Raw genomic sequence first — 24188 nt, 5'->3', positions numbered from 1 at the left:
AGCGCGGAATCTGATAGGTGGCCTAGCAGCATTGGAAAAGAGCTCATCGACCATCAGGGTAGACTTGATAGTGGTTAGCAGGCTCAATTGAGCGCTCCACTGCACCGTCGCCGCTTAACATCAGTATGATGGCCAGCATAACGGCGTAGCTAGGCCAGCGCAGCCACACGGGAAACGGTTGAGGCCCCTTAAATTCTTGCTCGACGAGCCGGGCACGTACCCGACTATAAAAAAAAGGCTGGGGCTGGGCAGTTTGCTGCGTGCGCCATTGGTGCAGTAAGTTGTCCCAGTCTTCGTCGGCAGTAGGGCGAGGGGCGGAATCAGACATGGTTCGGAGGGAGTGAAAGATAATGGCGAAGGGTTTTGCGGGCGCGGAACAGCAGCGACTCTACGCCTGGCACCGTGGTGTTGAGAACCGCCGCTATTTCCTCGTAGCTCAATTCCTGCTCATGCCGCAACGTAAAGGCCACTTGTTGCTGGCCGGGTAACCGGGCAATATGCGCCCGGAGCAGCTCTACCTGCTGCTGCCCCTCTAGTTGCGCCTGCGGGTGGGCATAATCTGGTGGCTCGTGCAGCACTTGGTTGTTAAGGCCCAGCAAGCTGGTGAAATAGGCAAAGCGCTTTTGGGCCCGCAGCCGCTGCTGGTGTTTGAGGGCCCGCGAAGTAGCCAGCCGATACAGCCAGGTACTTAGTGCAGCCTCACTCCGAAACCGATCAATAGTTTGGTAGACCTCCACGAATACTTCCTGCGCTACGTCTTCGGCATCTTCCGGCGAGCGTACCAGGGCCAGTACTGTGCGGTAAACACGATGTTGGTATTGTTCTACCAGCGTGCGAAATGCCTCCTCACTTCCCTGCTGCAGCTGCGCTACCAACTCGGCCTCAGCAGAAGCGGGGATGTATGGCGCAAGGGGCAGGACGCTGCGAGCAGCAGGTAATGAAAGGGTGTACACCAGCGAAGCGAGAACAGAAAGATAGAAACGACACCTACTCAGTGCCCGTTTTTCCCGCGACTACTGAGGTTACATCTGCTTAGGCCAAATTAACGCGAAATACTTGCGCTACCCTTCTATGTTTTTTGTAGAATACTGAGCTACAGCACAGTATTCTACAAAAGCAGTATTGCCTTCTCACAGAAGCCTAGCCACTATCTCTCAAGCAACTACAGCCCGTTCAGCTCCTCAGTGTAGCCGCCGCTCAAAATGGGGAAACGCAGCCACGAGCGCGGGTCTACGTTGTAGTCGTCGAGGTGGAAGGCTGGGGCAAACCGCTCACGCTTCCACTGGTTGCGGCTCCAGAGGCTATAGAAGCGCTTCACGTAGGTTTTCAGCAGCTCCGGGTCGGTGGCAGATTCCTCGCCTTTCAGCACACTGAAAACCTGGCGCGGGCTGAGCCGGTCATAGAAGGCCAGCCGCTCAATGCGGTTGAGCAACGGGTATGGCATCAGGTCCCGCTCGTCGGTCTGCTTGTCTTCCAAGGGGCGCAGCTCGGCGGTGGGCTGCAGGGCATTCACGTGGCGCAGAGCCGGGTAGTTCAGCGCCGTTTCGGCCCACCGCAGCCAATCTTTCACAAACGCCTTGTCAACGCCGGCAATAGGTGAGATAGAGCCAGCCGTATCACCATCCATAGTGCAATAGCCTACGCTGGCCTCTGAGCGGTTTGAGGTGGTTATCAATAGAGCATTCTGGATGTTGGCCAGCATCCAGATGGCGGGAGCCCGCACCCGGGCCTGGATGTTCTGCAGCGTCAAATCATCGGTCTTCCAGGTCAATTCACGGCCAAGGGCGTGCTCAATTTTACCCACGTAGCCCGTCACTTCGTCGTCAATAGTCCAGTTGTAGAACACTGCTCCAATAGAATCAGCTAGCTCCTTAGCTGAGTTGAAGGTATCATCGGAGGAGTTAACGGTGCCTTGGTAAGCGCAAGTGAGCAGACGGCCTGTTAGGATCTGGTTCACGCGGGCCTGCTCCTGGTCGGGCTCAGAGTGCGAGGCATCCTTGGGGCCGGGCGCATTCTGGTCGGGTACCGGCGCTACGGGGCCCGCCAGCTGCTCTATGTCATCGGCAGTAAAGCAGCCCGCCCGGCGCATAAACTCGGCGGTGCCCAGCTCTGCAGTGCCCAAGCGCACTAGCTCGGCTACGGCCACGGCACACATCACGGAGTCGGCGCCGCCACTCAGGCTGAGCACGAAACCTCGGCTCCGGGCCTTGCGCAGGTAGTCAAACAGCGCCAGGCTCAAGGCCTGGTTTAGCTCGCGGTATTCGTCGGGGGTAGGTAAGGGCTGTATTTCCTCAGCGCGCGCTTGCTCAGTGGCGAAGTCTACGTCCACGCACTCCATGTCTACCTCCTTGAAGCTCATGAGCTGGTTGCGCAGCAGCAAGTGCCCATTGCGGGCCACCAGAATCTCACCGTCGTAGATGATGCGGCCGGCCTCGTTGCCGAGCAGGTTGGCGTAGAGGTAAGTACAGTTGAAGTTGCGAGAGGCATTCAGCACCAGCTTGTACCGCAGGTCAGTCTTGCTCATCGCAAAGTGGCTAGCCGATGGATTCACAATCATATCCACCCGGCCCTTAAGGCGGCAAGCGGGCCGCACATCATCGGGCCGCCACGCATCCTCACAAATCTCAAAACCGAACTTTACGCCTTTATGCTCGAAAATCATGTCGCCCAGCGTCCACTCCTCCCCTTCCCACTGCACGGTGGTAGTCTCGCTAGCCGGCCATGGGTGAAAAAAACGTGGCTCATAGTGCACACCATCATTGGCCAGGAACTGCTTAGCGGCAAAGCCCAGAATCTGCCCATCGCGCAGCACGGCGGCGGTGTTGTACGTGCGGTGGTTGAGGCGCACGGGTAGGCCTATCACCACGCAGATACCGTCGGTCCAGGGGCGCACCTGCTGCAGGTGCTCCAGCGCCGACTGCGGCAGCCAGTCGCTCAGAAACAGGTCTTCGCAACCGTAGCCCGTAAGGCACAGTTCGGGCAGACAGAGCAATTCCACGCCCGAGGCCTTGGCTTGCTCAATGGCTTCGCGGATGGTCCGCAGGTTATGGGTCCAGTCGAAGGGTATCTGGTTGATGGCGGCGCCGGCTATTCGCATAAGTCAGGAAGTCGGAAGGGAAGTATGTTCTGCAAAACAACTCCATTTTGCGAGTTGAGGTTGCCCCTAGGTTACCTCTACAACGCAAAAAAGCCCTGACCAAAGCCAGAGCTTGAAATTCATAACTAGTAAAGTGGCCTAAACGCCTAATACTTCCAGGGCGCGCTCGGCGGCTAATTGCTCCGCTTGCTTCTTAGAGAGGCCCATGCCGGTTGCCACGGGGTTTTCATCTACTACTACGGTAGCAGAGAATTCCATAACACCACCTGGCCTAGGCTCGCCGGTCAGGTCGTAGCGCATGTTTTTGCCATTGCGCTGGGCCCACTCAATTAGTTTGCTCTTGAAATTGGTAGTGGTAGTCGTCATCGATTTCACATCGATGAACGGCTTAACCAACCGGCTGAGCACAAACTTACGCGCTGTTTTGTAGCCGTGGTCGAGATAAATAGCTCCTACCAGTGCCTCCAGTGCGTTGCCGTTCACGGAACGCGAACGGGCGGCGCGGCCCTGAGCGGGATCTAGCTGCACCAGCTTATCAAGGCCTATTTTCAAGGCCAGGCCATTGAGGCTTTCTCGATTTACAATGCGGCTGCGCATCTCCGTCAGGAAACCTTCCTGCTCATAGGGGAACTTGCGGAACAGGTACTCAGCTACCACTGTGCCCAGCACGGCGTCGCCGAGAAACTCCAGTCGCTCATTGCTCTGGTGCCGCCCTACTTCCGGCTGCTGCCGAATAATGGAGGAGTGCGTAAATGCCAGATGATAGAGCCGAATATTATCGGGGGTGCTGCCCGTGACGGTGGCAATAGCCTGCCGAAAGGCCCGGTCATGGCCCAGTATCCGGCGAAAGAAGCCGAACAACGGAAGGGGCTGACCGGGCCTTGGCATTAGGCGCTGATTTTACGAAAAATGACCGACGTGTTGTGGCCACCGAATCCAAAGGTGTTGCTCATGGCCACGTTCACCTCGCGGGGCTGGGCCGTGTTGAACGTGAAGTTCAACTTGGGGTCCAGCTCGGGGTCGTCGGTGAAGTGGTTAATGGTAGGCGGCACGAGGTTGTGTTGCATCGCCAGGATGCAGGCCACGGCCTCAATAGCGCCAGCACCACCCAGCAGGTGGCCCGTCATGCTCTTGGTAGAGCTGATGTTGAGCTTGTAAGCATCTTCACCGAACACCTTCTGGATGGCCTTCACCTCCGCCCCGTCGCCGAGGGGAGTGCTGGTACCGTGGGTGTTGATGTAGTCTACATCTGCGGGCGTGATGCCAGCATCACGCAGAGCGTTCTGCATTACCAGTACCACACCGTTGCCCTCGGGGTCGGGGGCCGTAATATGGTACGCATCCGCCGACATACCGCCGCCGATGAGCTCAGCGTAGATCTTTGCTCCGCGGGCTTTGGCGTGCTCGTATTCTTCGAGCACCAGCGCACCGGCACCTTCACCGAGCACAAAACCATCCCGCTCCTTATCGTAGGGGCGAGAGGCCAGCTCGGGAGTATCGTTACGCTCACTCATAGCCTTGAGGGCGTTGAAACCACCTACTCCCGACTCAGTGACAGCTGCTTCGGAACCGCCCGTTACCATTACATCGGCCATGTTCAGGCGGATGTAGTTAAAGGCGGAGATGATGGAATCAGAAGAAGACGCGCAAGCCGAAGTCGTCACGAAGTTCGGACCACGGAATTTGTGCTTGATGGAAATATTGCCCGACGCGCTGTCGGCAATCATCTTCGGAATGAAGAAAGGATTGAAGCGAGGGGTGCCGTCGCCGTTGGCAAAGGCAATGCACTCAGCTTGCAGGGAAGTAAGGCCCCCGATACCGGAGCCCCAGATAACACCCACGCGGTCTTTGTCCACTCCCTCCAGGTTGGCGTCCTGAATGGCCTCATCGGCGGCAATCAGACCAAACTGGGTAAAGATGTCCATTTTCCGACCTTCTTTGCGCTCGAAGTAGTCATCCGGATTGTAGTCCTTCACTTCACACGCAAAGCGAGTCTTGAACTTGGTGGCATCGAAACGGGTGATGGGCGCGGCGCCACTAACGCCGGCCTTCAGGCCCTCCCAATAAGCGGGGGCGGTTTTGCCGAGCGGGGTAATAGCACCCAGGCCGGTCACGACAACTCTCCGAAGAGACATAGGCTGGCTCAGAGAAGCGAAAGAAAGGAATGGTAGGAAAGCAAACGGCCGGCGGCGAGCCGGCCGGTAAGCACTATGAAAAGTATTGAGTACTGAGTAGCTAGTAGGAATGCCCTGTAGTACACCACGGGGCAGGAGAGGCTAACTACTCAATACCAAGTACCCAATACTGCTTATTTAGCGTGCTCTTCGAGGTAGCTGATAGCTTGGCCCACGGTACCGATGTTCTCGGCCTGGTCGTCAGGAATCGACACGTTGAATTCTTTCTCGAACTCCATGATCAGCTCGACAGTATCCAGCGAGTCAGCACCCAGGTCGTTGGTGAAGCTAGCTTCGGGGGTTACTTCAGAAGCTTCTACGCCGAGTTTATCGATGATGATGGCTTTTACTTTTTCTGCAATTTCAGACATTTCCGTGGGGGTTTAAGGAAAACTCGGCACAAATAACACCATCTTCCCTAACATTGTCAAACTTCGCCCCCCTAATCTTCCGGGTACAAGATTATGGCCGGGGTGATTCCATAGGGCTGCCAGCCTCCTTAAATTTGCCCTCTCTGCCCCCTATCACGCCTCATGAAAACCCTTACCCTAGACGTAGAATACACCTGCGACTTCGACTTGTTCGGGCTCGTTTCGTCGTCGCGGGAGCACACGCTGGCTTGGACGCTTAACCGCCTGCTGCACCTGCGCCTGGTAAAACAGCAGGATCTGATTTACGATTTGCTTACGCGTGGCCGCCTCGTTATCAGCAACTACCTTCATGCTACAGAGCACTATACCCTACGCTTGTTGCGCAACCGCTCCGTTGATCCCTCGCCCCTGAAGAAACCTTTTCTAGCTCCCGATATAAAAGAGTATGATTATTTACTCCAGGTCAGTAACGGGACCGGAACCTTAGCTCCGGAGGCGTTGCTCTCGTGCCTGGCGGCCCTGCCGGAGGTGCAACTCGTCAGCCAATTGGATCCGAATGATCTAAAATTCAAAGAAAATCTGCTCTTTTGAGCTTCCATTGCGTCCATTTCCTACCTAGCGCACGCGCGGCGAAGGACCTTCTTACGTCTGCCACACCGGCAACAGAGCCTCTGTTTCTGCGTCCTGGCTTGCGTAAGAAGGTCCTTTGTTGCGCGGCTGCCAGCTACGGAATTGACATCACACCATTTTTAAACAGCCCATACCTCACTGCATGGAACCTCGTCCGCATTTCAATAGAACAAAAATTGTGGCCACTGTTGGCCCCGCTTCCAATACGTACGAAAAGCTGGGTATGCTCATCCGCGAGGGAGTGGATGTCTTTCGCCTGAATTTCTCCCACGGCAGCCACGAAGACCATCTCTCGGTGATCAACACAGTGCGCCGCCTGAATAAAGATATGCGCACCCACGTAGGCCTGCTCCAGGACCTGCAGGGCCCAAAAATCAGGCTGGGTGAAGTAGAAGGCGGGGCCGTAGAAATTAAGGCCGGCGACCGGATTAAGCTGGTTTGCGGCGAGAAAGAAATTACTACTGCCACCCGCCTAAGCACTATCTACCTAGGCCTGGCCCGCGACGTGAAGGCCGGCGACATGATCCTGATCGACGACGGCAAAATTGAGCTACGCGTGCTGGCCACTGACCGCGACAAGGAGGTTGACGTTGAAGTTATCTACGGCGGTACTGTGAAGCCCCGCAAGGGCATCAATTTGCCCGATTCAGAAGTGTCGGCGCCGTCAATGACGGAGAAGGATATTGAGGACCTGAAGTTTGGCTTAGAGAACGATGTAGACTGGATTGCCCTCTCGTTTGCTCGCCGCGCCGAAGACATCCGCTTCATTAAGAGCCTGATTGCCGAGAGTGGCAAGACTGCCAAAGTAATTGCCAAGATTGAAACCCCCGAAGGCCTTAAAAACCTCGATGAAATCATTGCCCTCACCGATGCCGTAATGGTAGCCCGCGGCGACCTGGGTGTGGAGGTGAAGATGGAAGAGGTGCCGATGGCCCAGAAGCTGATTGTAGAAAAGTGCAACAAGGCCGGTAAACCGGTTATTGTGGCTACCCAGATGATGGAAAGCATGATTACGGCCCCCCGCCCTACTCGCGCCGAAACCAGCGACGTAGCCAACGCCGTGATTGACGGAGCCGATGCCGTAATGCTGTCGGCCGAAACGGCCGTGGGTGCCTACCCCGCCGAAGTTATCCGCTCAATGGTGGCCACTATCATGAGCGTGGAAACGCGCATGCCGAGCCTTTATAACCACTGGTTCCCCATCGACCCCACCTCGCAAACCTTCATGGTGGATAGCGTGCTGTCGGCGGCTTGCCACTTAGCCAAGAATACCGGCGCCAAAGCCATTACCGGCATGACGCACCGCGGCTACACCGCCTTCCAAATTGCCAAGTATCGGCCCAAGGCGAACATCTTTATCTTCACTGATAACCGTTCCCTTCTGACTACCCTAAGTCTGATTTGGGGTGTGCGTGGTTTCTATTATGACCGCATGATCAGCACCGATGGCACCGTATCGGATATCAAGTACGCCCTAACGGCCTCCGGACACCTGCAGAAGGGCGACGTGTTTATCAACACTGCTTCTATGCCGATCAACGAAAAGGGCAAAACCAACATGGTGAAAGTAAGCGTGGCCTAGCGCCTCCGCTACAGCGTTAAAAAAAGCCCGACCAAAAACGGTCGGGCTTTTTTATGCTTCTGCCGCCGGCAAAGCACTAGCTCTTGACCAGCTTGACCAGCTTTGTGGTTTCTAGGCCACCCTATACGCGAAAAAGCTCCGCGCTGCAGCACGGAGCTTTTTCTATAAAAGAGCAGAAACGCCAGTTTTGCCGTTTAGGCAGCCAGCGTCTTCACGAACTTAGCCAACTTCGACTTGTTGTTAGCGGCTTTGTTCTTGTGAATGATGTTCTTCTTGGCCAGACGGTCCAACATCGATGATACTTTCTGCAGCAACTCTTGTGCAGCCGAAGCATCAGTGGTAGCACGCAGCTTCTTGATAGCGGTGCGAGTGGATTTAGCCTGGTAACGGTTCAGCACGCGCTTCGCTTCATTGGAGCGGATGCGCTTCAGGGCCGACTTATGATTTGCCATGGGTTAAGAAAAATGGTCTTCTGCTCGAAATCAATTCAATTGGGTTGGCAAAGGTAAGGGTTTGGTTTGAAATAGCAAACCCTTATCCCGGATGGGTATAGCATTTATCGCGCAGAACAGCTAGCTGAGCCCCCTGGCAGACAACCCCACAAACAGTAAGGCCGGCAATACTCTATAGCAAGACAGTAGTAGGTTCTACTTACTACTCAAGCCCCAACGCCAAGTGCCGTATTTTCATAGGCTCTGTCAGCACAAAGCACTGTGCTGATACCTACCGCCTACATAACACTGCCCGCTTGCGCTAGTGCAAGCGGGCAGTGTTATGTAGGCGCAACTGGCCTAGAGCTTATTTTTGAAGGTCTTAATCAACCTTCTTTTCTATTTCGTTGGCCATGGTCTCATGTGAGCGGAGCAGAGGCAGCGTCTGAGAAGCAAATGATTTTACGGTGGGCGTATCAGCGGCTTTCTCTTTTACCTCAAACATGGCTACGTCCATCTTATGGGCCGTTTCCATGGCATCCATGTAGGCCTCATCAAACTCTTTGCCTGACTTTGCCATTACCTTATCGGCTATTGCTTGGTGAATGGGCATCATGGTTTGGGGTAAGTCAACACCGAGGGGTATAGCAACACTTTTCAGTTGCTGAGTGGCTTTGGTGTGATGGTCTACCATCATCTGACCGTAGCGCTTTACTTCAGCGTTGGAGGCTCGTTGGGCAGCCAACTGGCCCAGCTGAATTTCCAGTAGGTTGCTGCTGGCGGCTGTCATCAGGAATACAGGGTCTTTCATCGTGGCAAACGTGCCCATGAAAGCGGCCATATCGGTTGAGGTGGTTCCTCCGGTGGGAGCTACCCCTGGGTACGAGCTGGATGAACGCATATCAGTACCAGGGTTGTTAGTGCCCAGCGTGGCACCGGTATCGGCCGTGCCCGTAACGCCGTTGGTACTCATGCCCGTGCCAACCGAGCTCCCCGATGTTGTGCCAGCGCTGGTGCTGGTACCGGTGTTTGAGGTGGCACAGCCCGTGCTAAATAGCAGGGCACTGGCAACAAGAAATTGTGGAAATACTTTTGTTGTCTTCATAGTGTAGAGAGGTTGAACTGAGAACCCGTATACGGATTTTATAAAAAAACGATGAACCCTTCTCTTCTAGTTAGACTACACTAGCATTGCCTTACCGATACTGTTGAGCTAATAAAGCCCAATAATTTCACGCTTCGAGTTTCGGCCTCAACCTCACAATATCCTATTTGCCAGCACTCAGATAATGTTAAAGTATACCTCGTAATTGCCTGCCTGATTTGTATGCATGCCTACTTTTTTGCCGTATATTACTTTATCTGACGACGCCCTTCATTTTTTGCCCGTTTACTATGCCTCTCGTCGCTGCCTCGCCCTACCACCCTCCCTTCTACCTGTTTAATGGCCATCTGCAGACTATTGTACCCAGCTTGTGGCGTACGGTGCCGGATGTGCGCTACCAACGGGAGCGAATAGAAACCACCGACGGTGATTTTCTAGATCTTGATTGGTCTCGGTTGCCAGCCGGAGAAGCTTCTGATGCGTTGGCAATTGTGTCGCATGGGCTGGAAGGCGACGCCTCCCGGCCCTACGTGCGTGGCATGGTGCGCGCCCTGAACCGCGCTGGCCTGGATGCGCTGGCCTGGAACTACCGTAGCTGCAGCGGCGAAATGAACCGTCTGCTCCGCTCCTACCACCTCGGCGACACCGACGACCTGGACTTTGTGGTGCGCTATGCGTTGAGCACCGGCCGCTACCGCCGGGTGTACCTCACGGGCTTCTCGGCGGGCGGCAACGTTACCTTGAAATACCTAGGAGAGAAACCAGAACGGGTACCCGCTGAAGTAAAGCGGGCCGCGGTATTTTCAGTACCCACTGACTTGAAGGCCAGCTCCTACCAGATAGCCCGCCCTGAAAACCGCATTTACCTCAAACGCTTTTTGAAAAGCCTACGCGCTAAAATGCGGCAGAAGGCGGAGTTGCTGCCCGGCCAGGTAGACCTCCACGACTTAGATCAGCTTCAGGACTTCCCGCAGTTTGATGAGCGCTTTACCGCTCCTATGCACGGGTTTAAGTCGGCTGACGACTATTACGAGCACTCCAGCTCCGGGCGCTACCTTGGCAACATTCAGGTGCCCACATTGCTCGTGAATGCGCAAAACGACCCATTTCTCTCGCCTACCTGCTTTCCGAGGGAGGTAGCGGCCCAGAGCCCGTATGTATTTCTGGAAACGCCCGCGAATGGGGGGCACGTGGGCTTCGCCGAAGGATCACCTGACGGGATATATTACTCAGAACGGCGCGCCGTAGAATTCTTAACTGCCGAAGTGCCGGCTTAAAGCAGTTGCTTTGCTCTTAGCAGAGCTAGTTCGCGTAAGGCAGCACTGTAGCTATAAGTAGAGCATCTTCTCTTCATCTCACCAGAAGGGCCCTACTTCCCGTGCAGAAGTGAGGGCCTTTGTAATTAGGCTGCCAGATTATATAAATAGCAAGCAAAGAGCATTGCTGCCACATTGCCTGCCTGCCATAAGGCGCTGCTATCACTCACTATCTAGCGGAGAGGTATGCTGGTTTATCCTGTTACAGCGGACTATAGTGGCCTAGCGCTGCTTAGCCGAGCTGGCGGGTACGTACACCACCTTCTTCGTCTCAAAGAATTCTTCCTGGTAGAAATCCTTAAGGTCATGGATAGTGGCTTTCAGGCCCGATTCTTCGATTTCTTCGGCCAGGTCGCCGCCTTTCAGGTAATATAGGCCGCTGTTGGCGTGGCCGTTGGGCTTATAGCGGTGAGCAATCCAGGTATGGAAAGTAGCCAAGCGGGCCACTGCGCGGCTTACCACATAGTCGTATTTGGTACGTAGCTGCTCGGCCCTGATCTGCTCGGCCGTAACGTTAGAGAGGCCTAGGTCGCGGGCCATTTCCTGCACGGCGTGAATTTTCTTGCCAATGCTGTCCACGAGGTGGAACTTCACCTCCGGAAACAGGATAGCCAGCGGCAGGCCCGGTAGGCCACCTCCCGTGCCCACATCCAGCACCGACGCGCCCGCCGGAAACTCCACCACTTTCGCAATGCCCAATGAGTGCAGGAAATGCCGCTCGGCAAGATTGTCTACATCAGTGCGGGCAACCAAATTGAGGCGCTCATTCCAGCCGCGAAACTCTGTTTCGAGCTGCCGGAATAACCGGCGCTGCTGGTCAGTAAGGTCAGGGAAGTAGTGGTTGATAATATCCATCGTGAAAGCAAAGGTAAGGCTACCGCCTTATGTAGCCCAGGCTTTAATCTGGGTCCTTCCAACACCTGTTCAAATTCCGGAGGAGCACCGTTGGCTAAATCTCACCCTATATGCGCTGCATAAAAAAAGCCCTGGCCTAGGCCAGGGCTTTACTACTAGATGATTTCTTTTTTGTTCTTCACCATGTCATAGAGCAACTCACGGGCGCGGTGCAGTTGCGCTTTCACGGTGCCAAGGGGAGCTTTAAGCTCCTGGGCAATTTCTTCGTAGCTCAGTTCATCGAAGTAGCGCAGGGTAACAAGGCGCTGGTATTTCTCGGGCAGCCGTGATACCACGTGCTGCATGATTTCGATCTTCTGGTTCTTGATGGCTGACTCCTGCGGGTTCAGATTCTGGTCGCGGAAATCAATGGTGATTTCGTCGCCGTTATCAATCTTGATAGCGGAGTCAATTGACATCGTCTTGATTTTATTCTTGCGAATAAAGTCGATGCAGTTGTTGGTAGCAATGCGGAACAGCCAGGTGCTGAAGGCAAACTCCGGGTTGAATTTATGCAGGTTTTTAAACGCCTTGGCGAATGCTTCAATCGTTAGGTCCTCGGCATCATCGGGGTTGCGCACCATCTTGAGCACCACATGATACACCGGCTTCTTATAAATCTGCATCAGCTCAGCATAGGCCTTTTCATCACCTTGCTCAACAGCTGCGCGAATCAGCTTAAAATCATGCTTTGCTTTAGTGGAGAACTGTTTTTCCTGATTGTTTACTTCCATCGGAGAGTGCGGTAGAGGAACAGCGAGATTCCCAGAGCGAGATAATAAAAAAAATAGACAGCATCGAGAATCGGCAGCCACGCCAGCGGCAGCCGGTCATCGAGCCGGCGGCCAAGCCGGGCGTACACCGCCGAGAGACACCCGGTACGTATAAGCCAGACTATAGCCAAATATACCCAATTGGGCGGGGAAAACAGCAGGCCGATTGCCGTGCCATAGAAAACCAGGTTGGCTCCCATAAATATTCCAACCCGGAGGCGGTCAGAGAGTTTATACCGGCGCCCCGCGGAGAGATGCCGGCGCTTTTGCCGCCACCATGCACCCCACGTTTGCACCGGCTCACTGAGGGTGTGAGCCCCCGGTTCAGCTACCACTGCTACCCGCGCGCCCTGCGCCACGGCATCCTGCACCAGCAGGTCGTCGTCGCCGCCGAGGCTGCGGATATGGGAGGCAAAGCCTTTGGTAGAATGAAAGACCTGACGCGTGTAGGCAAGGTTGCGCCCGACTCCCATATAGGGAAAGCCACGCCATGCGAAAGACAAATACTGTGCCCCTGTCAGGAAGGTTTCAAACCGAATCAGCTTATTTAAAAACCCCGGTTCGGGGGCGTAGGCGGAGTAACCCACTACCATGTCAGCCGGGCGCCCAAAGCCGCGCTGCATATAGTTGAGCCACTGGTTAGTGGCCGGAATACAGTCGGCGTCGGTGAACAGCATGCGCGGGTAACGAGCCGTTTTTATTCCGAGCGTAAGAGCGTATTTTTTTGGTGACAAACCGTCAGGCGTGTTCTTGACAGTAACCATCCGGACGTGCGGATAGTACTGCGTGAGCTGCTGCACGTACAGAAATGTGTCATCCTCGGACCGGTCATCTACCAGAATAATCTCGAAGCCGGCGGGGTAGTCCTGCTGCAAGATTAGCGGTAATAGCCGGCGCAGGTTTTCAAGCTCATTGTGGGCACACACCAGCACCGATACGGGCTCCGGAGTTGGGCCTTCGGTGGGCTCGGGTGCCCGGCGGGCAAAGGGCAGAAAGTAGTAGGCCAGGTAGTAGAGCTGCACTGCTACACTCAGCAGCAACAGGCCCAGGGCCGGAGAAACGTAAAAAGACAAAGCGCGGAACGTGAATTAGTCCGCAAAAGTAGGCATTCGGGGTGGGCAGAGTACCTTTGTAGTTGGATCAGTTGTCGGTGGCGGGTTGCCTGCGGCCGGGTTGTTTTAGTAAAACCCCTTCGGCTTGGCAACGGCAGCGCGCAACTGTAACTCACTTCTGCTAGGATGACCTTCGATTTAGTAACTCAGGACCCACATACCAAAGCTCGCGCTGGCGTGGTGCACACCGACCACGGCGCCATTGAAACCCCGATTTTTATGCCCGTAGGCACGGCGGGCACCGTGAAGGCCGTGCAGCAGCGCGACCTCAAGGACGATATTCAGGCCCAGATTATCCTCGGCAATACCTACCACCTCTACTTGCGCCCCGGCCTGGAGGTGCTGAGCAAGGCGGGTGGCCTACATAAGTTCAACGGCTGGGACCGACCCATTCTCACCGACTCGGGCGGGTACCAGGTGTACTCGCTGAGTGGCACGCGCAAGATCAAGGAGGAGGGCGTGAAGTTTCGCTCCCACATTGACGGTTCGCAGCACCTGTTTTCGCCGGAGGGTGTGATGGACATCCAGCGCACCATCGGGGCCGATATTATCATGGCCTTCGACGAGTGCACGCCCTGGCCCTGCGAGTACGACTACGCTGCCCGCTCCCTTGACATGACGCACCGCTGGCTTAAGCGCTGCATCCAGCGCTTCGACAGCACCGAGGGCCACTACGGCTATTCGCAAACCCTCTTCCCCATCGTGCAAGGCTCCACGTTCAAAGACCTGCGCGTAAAGTCGGCGGAGTTTATTGCCGAGCAGGGCCGCGAGGGCAACGCCATTGGGGGCCTAAGCGTGGGCGAGCCTGCCGAGATGATGTACGAGATGACGGAAATCGTCTGCGACATTCTGCCTCAAGACAAGCCGCGCTACCTGATGGGCGTGGGCACGCCGGCCAACATCCTCGAAAATATTGCGCTGGGCGTAGACATGTTTGATTGCGTGATGCCCACCCGTAATGCCCGCAACGGCATGCTGTTTACTACCCAGGGCATCATGAACGTCACCAATAAGAAGTGGGCCGAGGATTTTGAGCCGATTGATGCCGAGCTGGGCGGCTACGTGAGCACCTTCTACTCGCGTGCTTACGTGCGCCACCTGTTCCAGAGCAAGGAGATGCTAGGGCCGCAAATTGCCTCTATTCACAACCTGAGCTTCTACCTGTGGCTGGTGAAACAAGCCCGGCAGCAAATCCTGGCCGGCACCTTCCGCGAATGGAAAGAGAAGATGGTGAAACAGGTAATGACCCGATTGTAGGCCACTATCCGTTTGTCATGGAATACAGGAACTGGCTGATTACCATACTTATTCTTACCCTGATAATGTGGGCCATGTCAGTAGCAGTTGAGAATTTGGCCGCCCAAACCGATCCGAAGTTTCTGAGACAATACCTCACAGCAACTGAAACTGACGCCAGAGTAAAAGCTCATGTTGGTGACGTAGAGTCTTCTTACTACGAATTTCAGACAACTAGCTCCTTACCTGATACTATAACTTTTGCAGTAACAGTGGATGGAAAGAAAGGAACGGTGATTGTTCGTGGCCGAGCAGTTTCTAATAAGGCCAACGACCAATGGCATCTTGTTCAAGCAGATACTATTTTCTCATACTGAGTGTTGTGTTCATTAAGCACCGGTACTCTTCGTATTGATCGAATATTTAATTGAATGCTAAAACTGCTCGATAAATACATTCTCAAGAAGTTTCTCACCGCGTTTTTCTTCACGGTGGTGCTGCTGGTGTCGGTTATCTGCGTGATTGACTTCACGGAAAAAAACGACGACTTCATTCAGCACAACCTCGGGGCCTGGCAGATTATCTCGGAGTACTACGTGAACCTGTTCCCGTACTTCGCCAACCTGCTCTCCCCCATCACGGTGTTTATTGCGGTGGTGTTCGTGACGGCGCAGCTGGCTTCCCGCACCGAGGTGGTAGCCATGCTGGCTTCGGGCATCAGTTTTAAGCGGTTTCTGCTGCCCTACGTGATGGGTAGTGCTATTTTGGGCGCCCTCACAATGGCCATGACGGGCTGGCTGATTCCGATTGCCAATAAAACGCGCGTGCAGTTCGAGAAGGCCTACATTAAAAACCCATACCGCTTCAGTGGGCGCAACGTGCACTTCAAGATTGGGCCCAATGCCTACGCCTTCATGGAGAGCTACGATAATGTGAATAACGTGGGCTACAAGTTTGCGCTGGAAACCGTGGAGGGCACCCTGCTTAAGCGCCGCCTCACCGCCGAAGCCATCAGCTGGGATTCTACCAAGCACGCCTGGAAGCTCACGCCCCAGCTCATCCGTACCTTCAGCGGCGAAAAGGAAACCCTGAAAAGCGTGCCCGCCCGCGACACCACTCTCAACCTCTACCCCAAGGACTTCGCCAGCACCTACCGACTCGCCGAAACCCTCACGCTCCCGGAACTCAACAAGTTTATTCAGCAGAAGATAGACCGCGGCGCCGACGATACGCAGCTCTACCTGAGTGAAAAGTATGAGCGTTACGCCTACCCCTACGCCATGTTTATCCTGACGGTGATTGGGGTGATTATGAGTGCCCGCAAGAGCCGGGCCGGCGTGGGTGGGCAGATTGCGCTGGGCTTCGTGCTGGCCTTCGTGTTCATCATCTTCGTGATTTTGAGCCGCAACCTTGCCTCAGTGGGCACGCTGCCGCCGCTGCTCGCGGCTTGGGTGCCAAGCATTGTCTTCACTGGCATCGGCCTGATCCTTTACCGCGTCGTTCCGCAATAACAGTGTTTGACTGACTACGTGATGAAATGAGTTTGATGAGCTAGTGGCCTAGGCTGTGCATGTGTGGCGCTGTTCGCGCCGACAGAGTGCTACACTTACTTCATCACGTAGTCACTTAATCACCTCTTTCCCCTCTATGCTCAAAGACTACCTTCGTCTGCATTTCATTGTACTGCTTTGGGGCTTTACGGCCATTCTGGGCAAGCTTATTTCGGTGCCGCCGGTGGAGCTGGTTTTCTGGCGCACTCTGCTGGCCTCAGTAGGCCTAGCCGTGCTGCTGTTGGCCCGCAAGCAGCCGTGGCAGATACCGGCTGGTGAGGCCGTGCGCCTGTTAGGAGTTGGCGTGTTGGTGGCGGCGCACTGGATTACCTTTTTCCTGGCAGCCCGGCTTTCCTCGGTAAGCGTGTGCCTCGCGGGCATGGCTACCCTAGCCCTCTGGACGTCGTTCCTGGAGCCATTACTGCTCTGGCGTCGCATCCGGCTGTATGAAGTAGGCCTGGGCCTGCTTACCATGGTAGGCCTGTACCTGGTGTCGCAGGCCGAGTTTGACCAGATGGCGGGTTTGCTGGTAGCTATTTTATCGGCGGGCCTGTCGGCGCTCTTTAGTGTGCTGAACGTGAAACTGGTGAAGCGCCACGCCCCGCTCCGGCTTACGTTTTATGAGATGAGCGGCGCCTGCCTCAGCATTGCGCTGTTCTTTCCGGTGTACGGCCGTTATTTCACTAATGGCACTGGCCTACAGCTGGCGTTGCACGGCTTCGATTGGCTGTGGCTGCTGGTGCTGGCTGGGGGTTGTACGGTGTACGCCTTCTCCACATCAGTTGAGTTGATGAGGCGTCTATCCGCATTCGTCATCAACCTAACCATCAACTTAGAGCCTGTGTACGGCATTCTGCTGGCCGTCCTGATCTTCGGTTCGCAGGAGAAAATGTCCATCGGCTTCTACATGGGCACCTTGGTCATTCTCTTCAGTGTGCTCATTCACCCGGTAATTGAGCGATGGAACAAGCCCCGGCAGCGCCAGCCGGAGCCTGTGGAGGCCGTTATATAGGTATTTTATAAAACAGAACGACTTGCTTTGCCGTGGCAAAGCAGGTCGTTCTGTTTTATCCTGACGTGACGGGTCATGGCTTAGCTCACAGCCGGCCATTCCATACCGTGTATTCTGCGGGGAAAGCTACTTGCGGCGGCACTTCCAGGCCGGGGAACAGCCCATACACCGCCGAGCCGGAACCCGAGAGGCTGGCGTAAGCTGCTCCTGCCGCGTAAAGTGCCTGCTTAATTTCCCCTAGTACCGGATAGAAGGGCGTCAGGGCGTCCTCAAAGTCATTGCTGACGGTTTCACGCCAGGTCTCTGGTGGTTGCGCCAGCGCCGCCCGCAATTCGTGGCGGGGCGGGCGGGCCATTACGCGGCTGTAGGCCTCGGCTGTGCTGATGTGCAGGCCAGGGTACACCACTTTGCAAGCCACGCCGGTCAGGTCCAACGCAATATCCTCGAACACGTCGCCCTTCTCGTAGGCAAACACGGGTTGGTTGCGAATGAAGAACGCACAGTCAGAGCCCAAGCGGCGGGCATAGGCCTGTAATGCTTCTGTGGACAGTTCTAGCTTGAATAGCTCGTTGAGGGCGCGCAGGGCAAACGCGGCGTCGCCGGAGCCACCGCCCAGGCCGGCTCCAATAGGCACCAACTTGTGCAGATGTATCTGCACCGGCGGCAGGTTGAAATCCGCATTCAGCAGCTCGTATGCCCGTAGGCACAGGTTGGTATCCGGCTCACCGGGAATTGGGATGCCCGTAAGCGCAAGACTGGTTTCAGTGGCTGGCAGCACCTCCAGCGCATCAGACCAGGGCAGCGGCACAAACACCGATTCAAGGTTGCGGAAGCCATCGGGGCGCTGCCCCGTGATGTAGAGGCCCAGGTTAAGCTTGGCATTGGGGAAAACGAGCATACGGCAAAGCTAGCGCTCCGGCACTACTTGCGCTATCTGTCCCCGCAGACAAGTAGATTTGCCCTGCATGTCTACTGCCCCATCTGCTTCCTGGTACGCCCGTTACGGCAAGCGCCTGCTCGATGTAGCTGTGGCGGCTCCGTTGCTGCTGCTGAGCCTGCCGTTGCTGCTGCCGGTAGCGCTGGCACTGGCCGCACAGAACCAGGGTGCCTGGCTATTTCGCCAGCGTAGGCCAGGGTTGGCCGGACAGGTTTTCACCTTGTACAAGCTCCAGACCATGACCTCCCACCGAGATGCGCTAGGCCAGTTGCTACCCGATGCGGACCGCCTCACCCGGCTCGGCCGCTGGGTGCGGGCTACGTCCCTGGATGAGCTGCCTCAACTCTGGAACGTGCTTCGCGGCGACATTAGCTTAGTGGGCCCTAGGCCACTACTGGAGCAGTATTTGCCCCTGTACTCCCGTGAGCAAGCCCGGCGCCATGAGGTCCGGCCGGGTATTACGGGCTGGGCCCAGATAAACGGCCGCAACGCCATTTCCTGGGAGCAAAAGTTTGTGTTCGATGTCTGGTACGTGGATCACCTCAGCTTCTGGCTCGATTTGCGTATCCTATGGCGCACTGCCTCGCGGGTGCTCGGCGCTTCGGGCATCACGGCCCCAGGCCAGGCCACCACCACCGCTTTCACCGGCTCCTCTACTTCATCTGATCCTCCCTCCGCATGAGCCACGCCCAGCTCCCTTCCCATACCACTTCAGAAGCAACCGGCTTGCCAGCCACGGCAGGTTTACCGCGCCTGGTAATTGTGGGCGCTGGTGGCCTAGGCCGGGAAGTGCTGGTGCTGGCGCGTCAAATCAATGAAGCCCGCTTAACCTGGGACATCCAAGGATTCTATGACGACCGGGTACCAGCCACTCCTACCATTCACGGGCTTCCTTATTTAGGCTCCAGCGCTGATTTGAACGCTACCATTGAGCCGGCGCACGTCGTTATTGCCGTAGGTAATGGGCAAAGCCGAGCTGCCGTAGCGGCCCGGCTCACCTCGCCCCGGCTCACCTTCGCTACCCTCGTCCATCCGGGGGTGGCCTGCCAGCCGTACCAACAGCTCCAGTTTGGGCCAGGGTGCATCATCAGTCAGGGCTGCGTACTTACCTGCGACATCCGGCTTGGTTACCATGTACTGCTTAACCTCGGCTGCACCATTGGCCACGACGCCGTGCTGGAAGACTTCTGCTCCCTTATGCCCCACGCCAATGTGGGCGGCGAGGCTTATCTGGAGCGCGGCGTGTACTTGGGCACCAATGCCACGGTTATCAATCAAGTGCGCATTGGGGCCCGCACCATCATTGGAGCCGGTGCTGTAGCCGTCCGTGACTTGCCCGCTGACTGTACAGCGGTGGGAGTTCCGGCGCATGCCATTAAGCAACATAAGTAGCCAACGGCCTCCCGTAGTAAGGCTAGCGCGCTGTTTCCAAAAGATATAGGCTAAGCAGGCAGGCCCCTGCCTGATATTCCTATCTTGCAGCAGTTGCTTCGGTTTTACCTACCGCCCGCAGCGCCAGCTTACTTCTCTTTATGCGCAGTCAGGATTACGACCGGATTTTTCTTTCCCCACCCCACCTCGGCCGCCACGAGTTAAACTACCTGCACAAAGCCATTGAGGACAACTGGGTAGCCCCCGCCGGCCCAAATCTCGATGGCTTCGAGCGAGACATCTGCGACTTTACCGGCGCTGGTCACTGTGTGGCGCTTACCTCAGGTACAGCGGCTATCCACTTGGGCTTGCGGCTGCTGGGCGTGGGCCCCGGAGATGAAGTGCTCTGCCCTTCCTTCACGTTCGTAGCCACGGCTAACCCCATCCTGTATTTAGGCGGCACTCCTGTTTTTGTTGACAGCGAGGCCGATACCTGGAATATATGTCCTCAGCGGCTTCGCGAGGCTATTGAAGACCGTATCCGGAAGGGCCGCAAGCCTAAAGCTCTGCTTCTGGTGCACCTCTACGGTATGCCCGCCAAAGTGCGCGAGGTACTGGAAATAGCCACTGAATTCGATATTCCGATTCTGGAAGACGCCGCCGAGGCTCTCGGCGCCCGCTACGACGGCCGCCCTTTAGGCACCTTTGGCGCGGTGGGGGTCTTCTCTTTCAACGGCAACAAAATACTCACCACGAGTGGGGGCGGTGCCTTGGTTACCAACAGCCAGGAGTGGGCACAAAAAACTAGGTATTGGGCCACACAAGCCAAAGACCCGGCACCGTATTACCAGCACTCCGACGTAGGCTACAACTACCGTCTCAGCAATCTGCTGGCGGGCATTGGTCGGGGGCAAATGGAGCTGCTGGAAGACCGGGTAAAAAAACGCCGCGAAACGTACCTGTGGTATAAAATTAACTTGCAGTCCGTACCCGGTTTAACGCTTAGTCAGACGGAGCCCGCCGGGGGCCGCTCGAACCGTTGGCTTACTACCCTACTCCTTGACCCGGCGCAAACTGCTACCACTCCAGAGCAGCTACGGCTGCACTTAGAGTCTCACAATATTGAGAGCCGGCCGCTGTGGAAGCCTCTGCACCTGCAGCCACTTTTCGCAACGGCTCCTATGTATGGTGGCAGTGCGTGCGAAGAGCTATTCGCCCAAGGCTTGTGCTTGCCATCTGGCACTGCCATGACAGAAGCGGATCTGCAGCGCATAGCTGAGGCCATTAAAGCGGCTGTAAAGCCTACTGCTACCACCTGAATTCAGTATAAAACTCCTGCCAGCAGTACATAAAGTTCCTTGAGCAGTACTAGCAGCACAAAAGGAAACGCGCTTGGTACAACGGATGGAGAGCTAGCACAAAAAAAAGCTAGCTTTCCAGCGCCTGCTTTAGATCCGCTATCAATTCTTCTACTGGCTCAATGCCGATAGACAGGCGAATCACGCCAACGCTGATACCCAGCTCTTCCTGCTGCTCTGGAGTAAGGTATCGGTGCGAGGTCCCGAGCGGGTATGACAAGGAGGAGTCTACTCCGGCCAGCGAAGGCGCGAAGGGCCACCGCTGACACCGCTGCATAAACCGGTTTACCACCTCCGGATCGTCGGCCAGCTTTATGGACATCATGCCACCAAACAGACCGCCGCCCTGCTCCTGAGCCAGCGCGTGCTGCAGATGGTCGGCTAGGCCAGGGTAATACACGGCCCGCACAGCTGGGTGCTGCTGCAGAAATTGCGCAATGGCTAGGGCATTGTGGCTGTGCTCCCGCATGCGCAGGCGCAGAGTCTTGAGTCCGCGCACCGCCAGCCAGCTCTCCATAGGGCTCAGCGTGAGGCCGTACACCACACCAATCTGTTTGAGGCGGGCTGCCACTTCCGCATCAGCCGCCACCACTACGCCAGCCGTCACATCAGAGTGGCCCGAAATGTACTTGGTTACGCTGTGCAGCGTAATGTCTGCCCCTAGGCCTATCGGCTGCGTTAAGATGGGTGAGGCAAAGGTGTTATCTACCACCAGCTTCAGCTTATGCTCGTGGCACTCAGTAGCCAGGCGGCGCAAATCAGCTACGCGCAGTAGCGGGTTACTCAGCGTCTCCGCCAGCATCACGCGCGTGGTAGGCTGCACGTACTGGCCTACGTCGTAGAGCTTTTCAAATGGCACGTACGTTACCGTGATACCCATGCGGCTCAGTTCCGCATTCAGCAGGCTCGAGGAGCCCCCGTAGATATCGGCCGCGCAGAGCACATGGTCGCCGGCCTGGCAGAACGCCAGCAGCGCCGCAAAAATGGCGGCCATACCCGACCCCGTAGCAATAGCTCCTGCACCACCCTCTAACCGGTTTACAGCCGCCGCCAACTCATCGGAGTTGGGGTTGCCGTTGCGCGAATACATGTACCGGCTCCCGGGCTCTCCAAAGTATTGTTCCAGCTCATTAAGATCATCAAACTTGAAAACAGAGGTCTGATAGATAGGGGTAATTTTGGGGTGGATTTCCATGCGGCGTGAGGGGTGGGAGCTGGGATAAAGCGAGGGAAGACAGAGTAGTGGGTGCTACACTAGCCTAGGGCTAAAAAGCAAAAAAGCCTTCCCCGCAAAGGAAAGGCTTTTTACCATGTGTCTGGGCTTAAATTACACCGAAGCGCCTTCAGCCAGCACGATAACGTTGTTGCGAAGCACCTCAACCACGCCGCCCTCAATACGGAACGACTCGCGGCCGGCGCCACCATTCACTACTACTTCACCAGCCTTTAGGGCCGAGATAAGCGGTGCGTGGTTGTTCAGAACTTCAAACAGTCCATCGGTACCCGGAAACTGAGCCGACAAAACTTCGCCTTCAAATACTTTCCGGTCCGGCGTGATAATTTCCAGATGCATATGCTTGGTTGTTGATGGTTGACAGCTGACTGCTGGAAGCTGAGTGACGCGCAATCAACTTCCAGCAGTCAACAACCAAATTACTTGGCTTCCGCCATCAGTCGCTCACCCTTGGCTACGGCATCTTCGATATTGCCTACCAAGTTGAAAGCAGCCTCGGGCAGGTGGTCGTACTTGCCGTCGATGATTTCGTTGAAGCCTTTGATGGTGTCTTTGATGTCAACCAGTACACCTTTCAAGCCGGTGAACTGCTCAGCCACGAAGAAGGGCTGCGACAGGAAGCGCTGTACCCGGCGGGCGCGGCTTACTACCTGCTTGTCCTCTTCGGAGAGTTCGTCCATCCCCAGGATGGCGATGATGTCCTGCAGCTCTTTGTAGCGCTGCAGAATCTCCTTTACGCGCTGAGCGGTGTTGTAGTGCTCGTCGCCGAGAACGGCGGCGTCCAGAATGCGAGAGGTTGAGTCCAGCGGGTCAACGGCGGGGTAGATACCTAGCTCGGCGATTTTGCGGCTCAACACCGTGGTGGCATCCAAGTGAGCGAAGGTGTTAGCCGGAGCCGGGTCAGTCAAGTCATCGGCAGGTACATATACCGCCTGTACCGAGGTGATAGAACCACGCTTGGTAGAGGTAATACGCTCCTGCATGGCACCCATTTCAGTAGCCAGCGTGGGCTGGTAACCTACGGCCGAAGGCATACGGCCCAGCAGAGCCGATACTTCTGAACCCGCCTGGGTAAAGCGGAAGATGTTATCGATGAAGAACAGGATGTCGCGGCCAGCGCCGGTGCCATCACCGTCGCGGAAGCTCTCGGCAATCGTCAGACCCGACAGGGCCACGCGAGCACGGGCTCCGGGGGGCTCGTTCATCTGACCGAACACGAGGGTAGCCTGCGACTGTTCCAGCTCAGCCTGATCAACTTTTGAGAGGTCCCAGCCACCTTCTTCCATCGAGTGCTTGAACTCCTCGCCGTAGCGAATGATGTTGGCCTCGATGAATTCACGCAGCAAGTCGTTGCCTTCACGGGTACGCTCGCCTACGCCAGCAAACACCGACAGACCCGAGTAGGCCTTGGCTACGTTGTTGATGAGTTCCTGGATCAGTACGGTTTTGCCTACACCGGCACCACCGAACAAACCAATTTTACCGCCCTTTACATAAGGAGCAAGCAAGTCAATTACTTTGATGCCGGTGAAGAACACTTCCGAGGAAGTAGCGAGTTCTTCAAAAGCAGGAGCCTGACGGTGGATAGGCAGACGGGTAGTGCTGTTCGGCTGCGGAATGCCATCAATGGCATAACCGATTACGTTGAACAGACGGCCCTTGATGCTGTCGCCGGTGGGCATGGAAATGGGGGCGCCTAGGTCGCTAACGATAGCGCCGCGGGTCAGACCTTCCGTCGAGTCCATGGCGATGGTACGCACACGGTCTTCGCCTAGGTGTTGCTGGCATTCCAGTATCACCACCTGGCCGTTGTCTTTCGTGACTTGGAGGGCGTCGAGGATGTTGGGAAGCTTAGAGCCTTCACCCGCGAAGCTTACGTCCACGACGGGACCAATAACCTGGGTGATTTTGCCGGTATTCGCCATTGCGTTCTTATATAAGGGATGGGGTGCAACGTTTGAGGCCGCAAAACTACGGCTTAATCCCGGCATTGCCAAAGCCGTAG

At 55.9% G+C, this 24188-nt stretch carries 25 protein-coding genes; 10 read left to right on the top strand and 15 right to left on the bottom strand.

The features are described from left to right. Positions 1 to 43 precede the first annotated feature (43 nt). The 6 genes from HMJ29_RS11360 to HMJ29_RS11335 all read right to left on the bottom strand — a co-directional run bounded on the left by HMJ29_RS11360 (position 44) and on the right by HMJ29_RS11335 (position 5642). The gene (locus HMJ29_RS11360; RefSeq protein ID WP_171591599.1) at positions 44 to 328 is read right to left on the bottom strand and encodes a hypothetical protein; all 285 of its coding nucleotides are present in this window, start codon (positions 326 to 328) and stop codon (positions 44 to 46) included. Then, positions 321 to 953: an RNA polymerase sigma factor gene (locus HMJ29_RS11355; protein WP_171591598.1), complete on the bottom strand. Its 633-nt coding sequence runs from the start codon at positions 951 to 953 to the stop codon at positions 321 to 323. The genes HMJ29_RS11360 and HMJ29_RS11355 overlap by 8 nt, the downstream gene beginning before the upstream one ends. A gap of 209 nt (positions 954 to 1162) precedes the next feature. Then, positions 1163 to 3097, bottom strand: a complete 1935-nt coding sequence (nadE, locus tag HMJ29_RS11350; protein ID WP_171591597.1) for an NAD(+) synthase — start codon at positions 3095 to 3097, stop codon at positions 1163 to 1165. Positions 3098 to 3235: 138 nt separating this feature from the next. Further along, entirely contained in the window at positions 3236 to 3958 is a 723-nt protein-coding gene (gene rnc, locus HMJ29_RS11345; RefSeq protein WP_244679312.1) for a ribonuclease III, read from the bottom strand. 26 nt (positions 3959 to 3984) lie between these two features. Next, positions 3985 to 5232: a beta-ketoacyl-ACP synthase II gene (gene fabF / locus HMJ29_RS11340; RefSeq protein WP_171591595.1), complete on the bottom strand. Its 1248-nt coding sequence runs from the start codon at positions 5230 to 5232 to the stop codon at positions 3985 to 3987. Positions 5233 to 5405: 173 nt separating this feature from the next. Further along, positions 5406 to 5642: an acyl carrier protein gene (locus HMJ29_RS11335; protein ID WP_019948606.1), complete on the bottom strand. Its 237-nt coding sequence runs from the start codon at positions 5640 to 5642 to the stop codon at positions 5406 to 5408. A gap of 162 nt (positions 5643 to 5804) precedes the next feature. Between HMJ29_RS11335 and HMJ29_RS11330 the strand changes: the two genes are divergently transcribed. Both HMJ29_RS11330 and pyk read left to right on the top strand, forming a co-directional pair. After that, positions 5805 to 6233 carry an IPExxxVDY family protein gene (locus tag HMJ29_RS11330; protein WP_171591594.1) on the top strand — a complete coding sequence of 143 codons (429 nt, stop codon included), beginning with the start codon at positions 5805 to 5807 and terminating at the stop codon, positions 6231 to 6233. Positions 6234 to 6414: 181 nt separating this feature from the next. Continuing rightward, positions 6415 to 7854: a pyruvate kinase gene (gene pyk / locus HMJ29_RS11325; protein WP_171591593.1), complete on the top strand. Its 1440-nt coding sequence runs from the start codon at positions 6415 to 6417 to the stop codon at positions 7852 to 7854. Between the two features lie 194 nt (positions 7855 to 8048). Here the strand turns inward: pyk and rpsT are convergent, their stop codons facing one another. After that, a complete protein-coding gene (rpsT, locus tag HMJ29_RS11320) occupies positions 8049 to 8306 on the bottom strand; it encodes a 30S ribosomal protein S20 (protein ID WP_135529209.1) in 258 nt (85 codons plus the stop codon). Positions 8307 to 8667: 361 nt separating this feature from the next. Further along, positions 8668 to 9390 (bottom strand): DUF4142 domain-containing protein, encoded by a 723-nt coding sequence (locus HMJ29_RS11315; protein WP_171591592.1) that lies wholly within the window; start codon positions 9388 to 9390, stop codon positions 8668 to 8670. Positions 9391 to 9680: 290 nt separating this feature from the next. On the opposite strand from HMJ29_RS11315, the gene HMJ29_RS11310 reads away from it, so the two are divergent. Further along, complete coding sequence (locus tag HMJ29_RS11310) at positions 9681 to 10667, top strand: YheT family hydrolase (protein WP_171591591.1); 987 nt, start codon at positions 9681 to 9683, stop codon at positions 10665 to 10667. A gap of 261 nt (positions 10668 to 10928) precedes the next feature. On the opposite strand, the gene rsmG is transcribed toward HMJ29_RS11310, so the two are convergent. From rsmG to HMJ29_RS11295, 3 genes are all read right to left on the bottom strand, one after another. Beyond that, the gene (rsmG, locus tag HMJ29_RS11305) at positions 10929 to 11561 is read right to left on the bottom strand and encodes a 16S rRNA (guanine(527)-N(7))-methyltransferase RsmG (protein WP_171591590.1); all 633 of its coding nucleotides are present in this window, start codon (positions 11559 to 11561) and stop codon (positions 10929 to 10931) included. A 155-nt stretch (positions 11562 to 11716) separates the two neighbouring features. Further along, positions 11717 to 12334, bottom strand: coding sequence for an RNA polymerase sigma factor (locus tag HMJ29_RS11300; RefSeq protein WP_171591589.1), 618 nt, complete (start codon positions 12332 to 12334; stop codon positions 11717 to 11719). Then, positions 12325 to 13446, bottom strand: a complete 1122-nt coding sequence (locus tag HMJ29_RS11295) for a glycosyltransferase (protein WP_171591588.1) — start codon at positions 13444 to 13446, stop codon at positions 12325 to 12327. The genes HMJ29_RS11300 and HMJ29_RS11295 overlap by 10 nt, the downstream gene beginning before the upstream one ends. A gap of 165 nt (positions 13447 to 13611) precedes the next feature. Between HMJ29_RS11295 and tgt the strand changes: the two genes are divergently transcribed. The 4 genes from tgt (at position 13612) to HMJ29_RS11275 (ending at position 17283) form a co-directional block, all read left to right on the top strand. Further along, on the top strand, positions 13612 to 14742 hold the full coding sequence (tgt, locus tag HMJ29_RS11290) for a tRNA guanosine(34) transglycosylase Tgt (RefSeq protein ID WP_171591587.1): 1131 nt from the start codon (positions 13612 to 13614) through the stop codon (positions 14740 to 14742). Then, the gene (locus HMJ29_RS11285; protein WP_171591586.1) at positions 14700 to 15098 is read left to right on the top strand and encodes a hypothetical protein; all 399 of its coding nucleotides are present in this window, start codon (positions 14700 to 14702) and stop codon (positions 15096 to 15098) included. Before tgt ends, HMJ29_RS11285 begins: the two co-directional genes overlap by 43 nt. Before the next feature lie 54 nt (positions 15099 to 15152). Beyond that, positions 15153 to 16232 (top strand): LptF/LptG family permease, encoded by a 1080-nt coding sequence (locus HMJ29_RS11280; protein ID WP_171591585.1) that lies wholly within the window; start codon positions 15153 to 15155, stop codon positions 16230 to 16232. 136 nt (positions 16233 to 16368) lie between these two features. Next, the gene (locus HMJ29_RS11275) at positions 16369 to 17283 is read left to right on the top strand and encodes a DMT family transporter (RefSeq protein WP_171591584.1); all 915 of its coding nucleotides are present in this window, start codon (positions 16369 to 16371) and stop codon (positions 17281 to 17283) included. Positions 17284 to 17368: 85 nt separating this feature from the next. Here HMJ29_RS11275 and ispE read toward each other — a convergent pair whose 3' ends face one another. Beyond that, a complete protein-coding gene (gene ispE, locus HMJ29_RS11270; protein ID WP_171591583.1) occupies positions 17369 to 18181 on the bottom strand; it encodes a 4-(cytidine 5'-diphospho)-2-C-methyl-D-erythritol kinase in 813 nt (270 codons plus the stop codon). Positions 18182 to 18248: 67 nt separating this feature from the next. Between ispE and HMJ29_RS11265 the strand changes: the two genes are divergently transcribed. The 3 genes from HMJ29_RS11265 to HMJ29_RS11255 all read left to right on the top strand — a co-directional run bounded on the left by HMJ29_RS11265 (position 18249) and on the right by HMJ29_RS11255 (position 20910). Beyond that, entirely contained in the window at positions 18249 to 18902 is a 654-nt protein-coding gene (locus HMJ29_RS11265; protein ID WP_171591582.1) for a sugar transferase, read from the top strand. Next, the gene (locus HMJ29_RS11260) at positions 18899 to 19612 is read left to right on the top strand and encodes an acetyltransferase (protein WP_171591581.1); all 714 of its coding nucleotides are present in this window, start codon (positions 18899 to 18901) and stop codon (positions 19610 to 19612) included. Before HMJ29_RS11265 ends, HMJ29_RS11260 begins: the two co-directional genes overlap by 4 nt. A gap of 140 nt (positions 19613 to 19752) precedes the next feature. Then, positions 19753 to 20910 (top strand): DegT/DnrJ/EryC1/StrS family aminotransferase, encoded by a 1158-nt coding sequence (locus HMJ29_RS11255; protein ID WP_171591580.1) that lies wholly within the window; start codon positions 19753 to 19755, stop codon positions 20908 to 20910. Between the two features lie 109 nt (positions 20911 to 21019). Here HMJ29_RS11255 and HMJ29_RS11250 read toward each other — a convergent pair whose 3' ends face one another. From HMJ29_RS11250 to atpD, 3 genes are all read right to left on the bottom strand, one after another. Next, entirely contained in the window at positions 21020 to 22144 is a 1125-nt protein-coding gene (locus tag HMJ29_RS11250) for a trans-sulfuration enzyme family protein (protein ID WP_171591579.1), read from the bottom strand. Positions 22145 to 22276: 132 nt separating this feature from the next. Then, complete coding sequence (atpC, locus tag HMJ29_RS11245) at positions 22277 to 22522, bottom strand: ATP synthase F1 subunit epsilon (protein WP_171591578.1); 246 nt, start codon at positions 22520 to 22522, stop codon at positions 22277 to 22279. Between the two features lie 80 nt (positions 22523 to 22602). Next, a complete protein-coding gene (gene atpD / locus HMJ29_RS11240) occupies positions 22603 to 24108 on the bottom strand; it encodes a F0F1 ATP synthase subunit beta (protein ID WP_216634048.1) in 1506 nt (501 codons plus the stop codon). Between the last annotated feature and the right edge of the window lie 80 nt (positions 24109 to 24188).

Source organism: Hymenobacter taeanensis (assembly GCF_013137895.1).
Taxonomy (GTDB): domain Bacteria; phylum Bacteroidota; class Bacteroidia; order Cytophagales; family Hymenobacteraceae; genus Hymenobacter; species Hymenobacter taeanensis.
The sequence above is the reverse complement of the archived record's forward strand: the minus strand, read 5'-3'. Positions and strand labels throughout refer to the sequence as shown.

What these genes read in the sequence shown, in the direction of transcription:
- HMJ29_RS11360 (WP_171591599.1), bottom strand. Translation starts at nt 328, where the DNA reads ATGTCTGATTCCGCCCCTCGCCCTACTGCCGACGAAGACTGGGACAAC.
- nadE (WP_171591597.1), bottom strand. Translation starts at nt 3,097, where the DNA reads ATGCGAATAGCCGGCGCCGCCATCAACCAGATACCCTTCGACTGGACC.
- fabF (WP_171591595.1), bottom strand. Translation starts at nt 5,232, where the DNA reads ATGTCTCTTCGGAGAGTTGTCGTGACCGGCCTGGGTGCTATTACCCCG.
- HMJ29_RS11335 (WP_019948606.1), bottom strand. Translation starts at nt 5,642, where the DNA reads ATGTCTGAAATTGCAGAAAAAGTAAAAGCCATCATCATCGATAAACTC.
- HMJ29_RS11330 (WP_171591594.1), top strand. Translation starts at nt 5,805, where the DNA reads ATGAAAACCCTTACCCTAGACGTAGAATACACCTGCGACTTCGACTTG.
- pyk (WP_171591593.1), top strand. Translation starts at nt 6,415, where the DNA reads ATGGAACCTCGTCCGCATTTCAATAGAACAAAAATTGTGGCCACTGTT.
- rpsT (WP_135529209.1), bottom strand. Translation starts at nt 8,306, where the DNA reads ATGGCAAATCATAAGTCGGCCCTGAAGCGCATCCGCTCCAATGAAGCG.
- HMJ29_RS11315 (WP_171591592.1), bottom strand. Translation starts at nt 9,390, where the DNA reads ATGAAGACAACAAAAGTATTTCCACAATTTCTTGTTGCCAGTGCCCTG.
- HMJ29_RS11310 (WP_171591591.1), top strand. Translation starts at nt 9,681, where the DNA reads ATGCCTCTCGTCGCTGCCTCGCCCTACCACCCTCCCTTCTACCTGTTT.
- rsmG (WP_171591590.1), bottom strand. Translation starts at nt 11,561, where the DNA reads ATGGATATTATCAACCACTACTTCCCTGACCTTACTGACCAGCAGCGC.
- HMJ29_RS11300 (WP_171591589.1), bottom strand. Translation starts at nt 12,334, where the DNA reads ATGGAAGTAAACAATCAGGAAAAACAGTTCTCCACTAAAGCAAAGCAT.
- tgt (WP_171591587.1), top strand. Translation starts at nt 13,612, where the DNA reads ATGACCTTCGATTTAGTAACTCAGGACCCACATACCAAAGCTCGCGCT.
- HMJ29_RS11285 (WP_171591586.1), top strand. Translation starts at nt 14,700, where the DNA reads ATGGAAAGAGAAGATGGTGAAACAGGTAATGACCCGATTGTAGGCCAC.
- HMJ29_RS11280 (WP_171591585.1), top strand. Translation starts at nt 15,153, where the DNA reads ATGCTAAAACTGCTCGATAAATACATTCTCAAGAAGTTTCTCACCGCG.
- HMJ29_RS11275 (WP_171591584.1), top strand. Translation starts at nt 16,369, where the DNA reads ATGCTCAAAGACTACCTTCGTCTGCATTTCATTGTACTGCTTTGGGGC.
- ispE (WP_171591583.1), bottom strand. Translation starts at nt 18,181, where the DNA reads ATGCTCGTTTTCCCCAATGCCAAGCTTAACCTGGGCCTCTACATCACG.
- HMJ29_RS11265 (WP_171591582.1), top strand. Translation starts at nt 18,249, where the DNA reads ATGTCTACTGCCCCATCTGCTTCCTGGTACGCCCGTTACGGCAAGCGC.
- HMJ29_RS11260 (WP_171591581.1), top strand. Translation starts at nt 18,899, where the DNA reads ATGAGCCACGCCCAGCTCCCTTCCCATACCACTTCAGAAGCAACCGGC.
- HMJ29_RS11255 (WP_171591580.1), top strand. Translation starts at nt 19,753, where the DNA reads ATGCGCAGTCAGGATTACGACCGGATTTTTCTTTCCCCACCCCACCTC.
- HMJ29_RS11250 (WP_171591579.1), bottom strand. Translation starts at nt 22,144, where the DNA reads ATGGAAATCCACCCCAAAATTACCCCTATCTATCAGACCTCTGTTTTC.
- atpC (WP_171591578.1), bottom strand. Translation starts at nt 22,522, where the DNA reads ATGCATCTGGAAATTATCACGCCGGACCGGAAAGTATTTGAAGGCGAA.
- atpD (WP_216634048.1), bottom strand. Translation starts at nt 24,108, where the DNA reads ATGGCGAATACCGGCAAAATCACCCAGGTTATTGGTCCCGTCGTGGAC.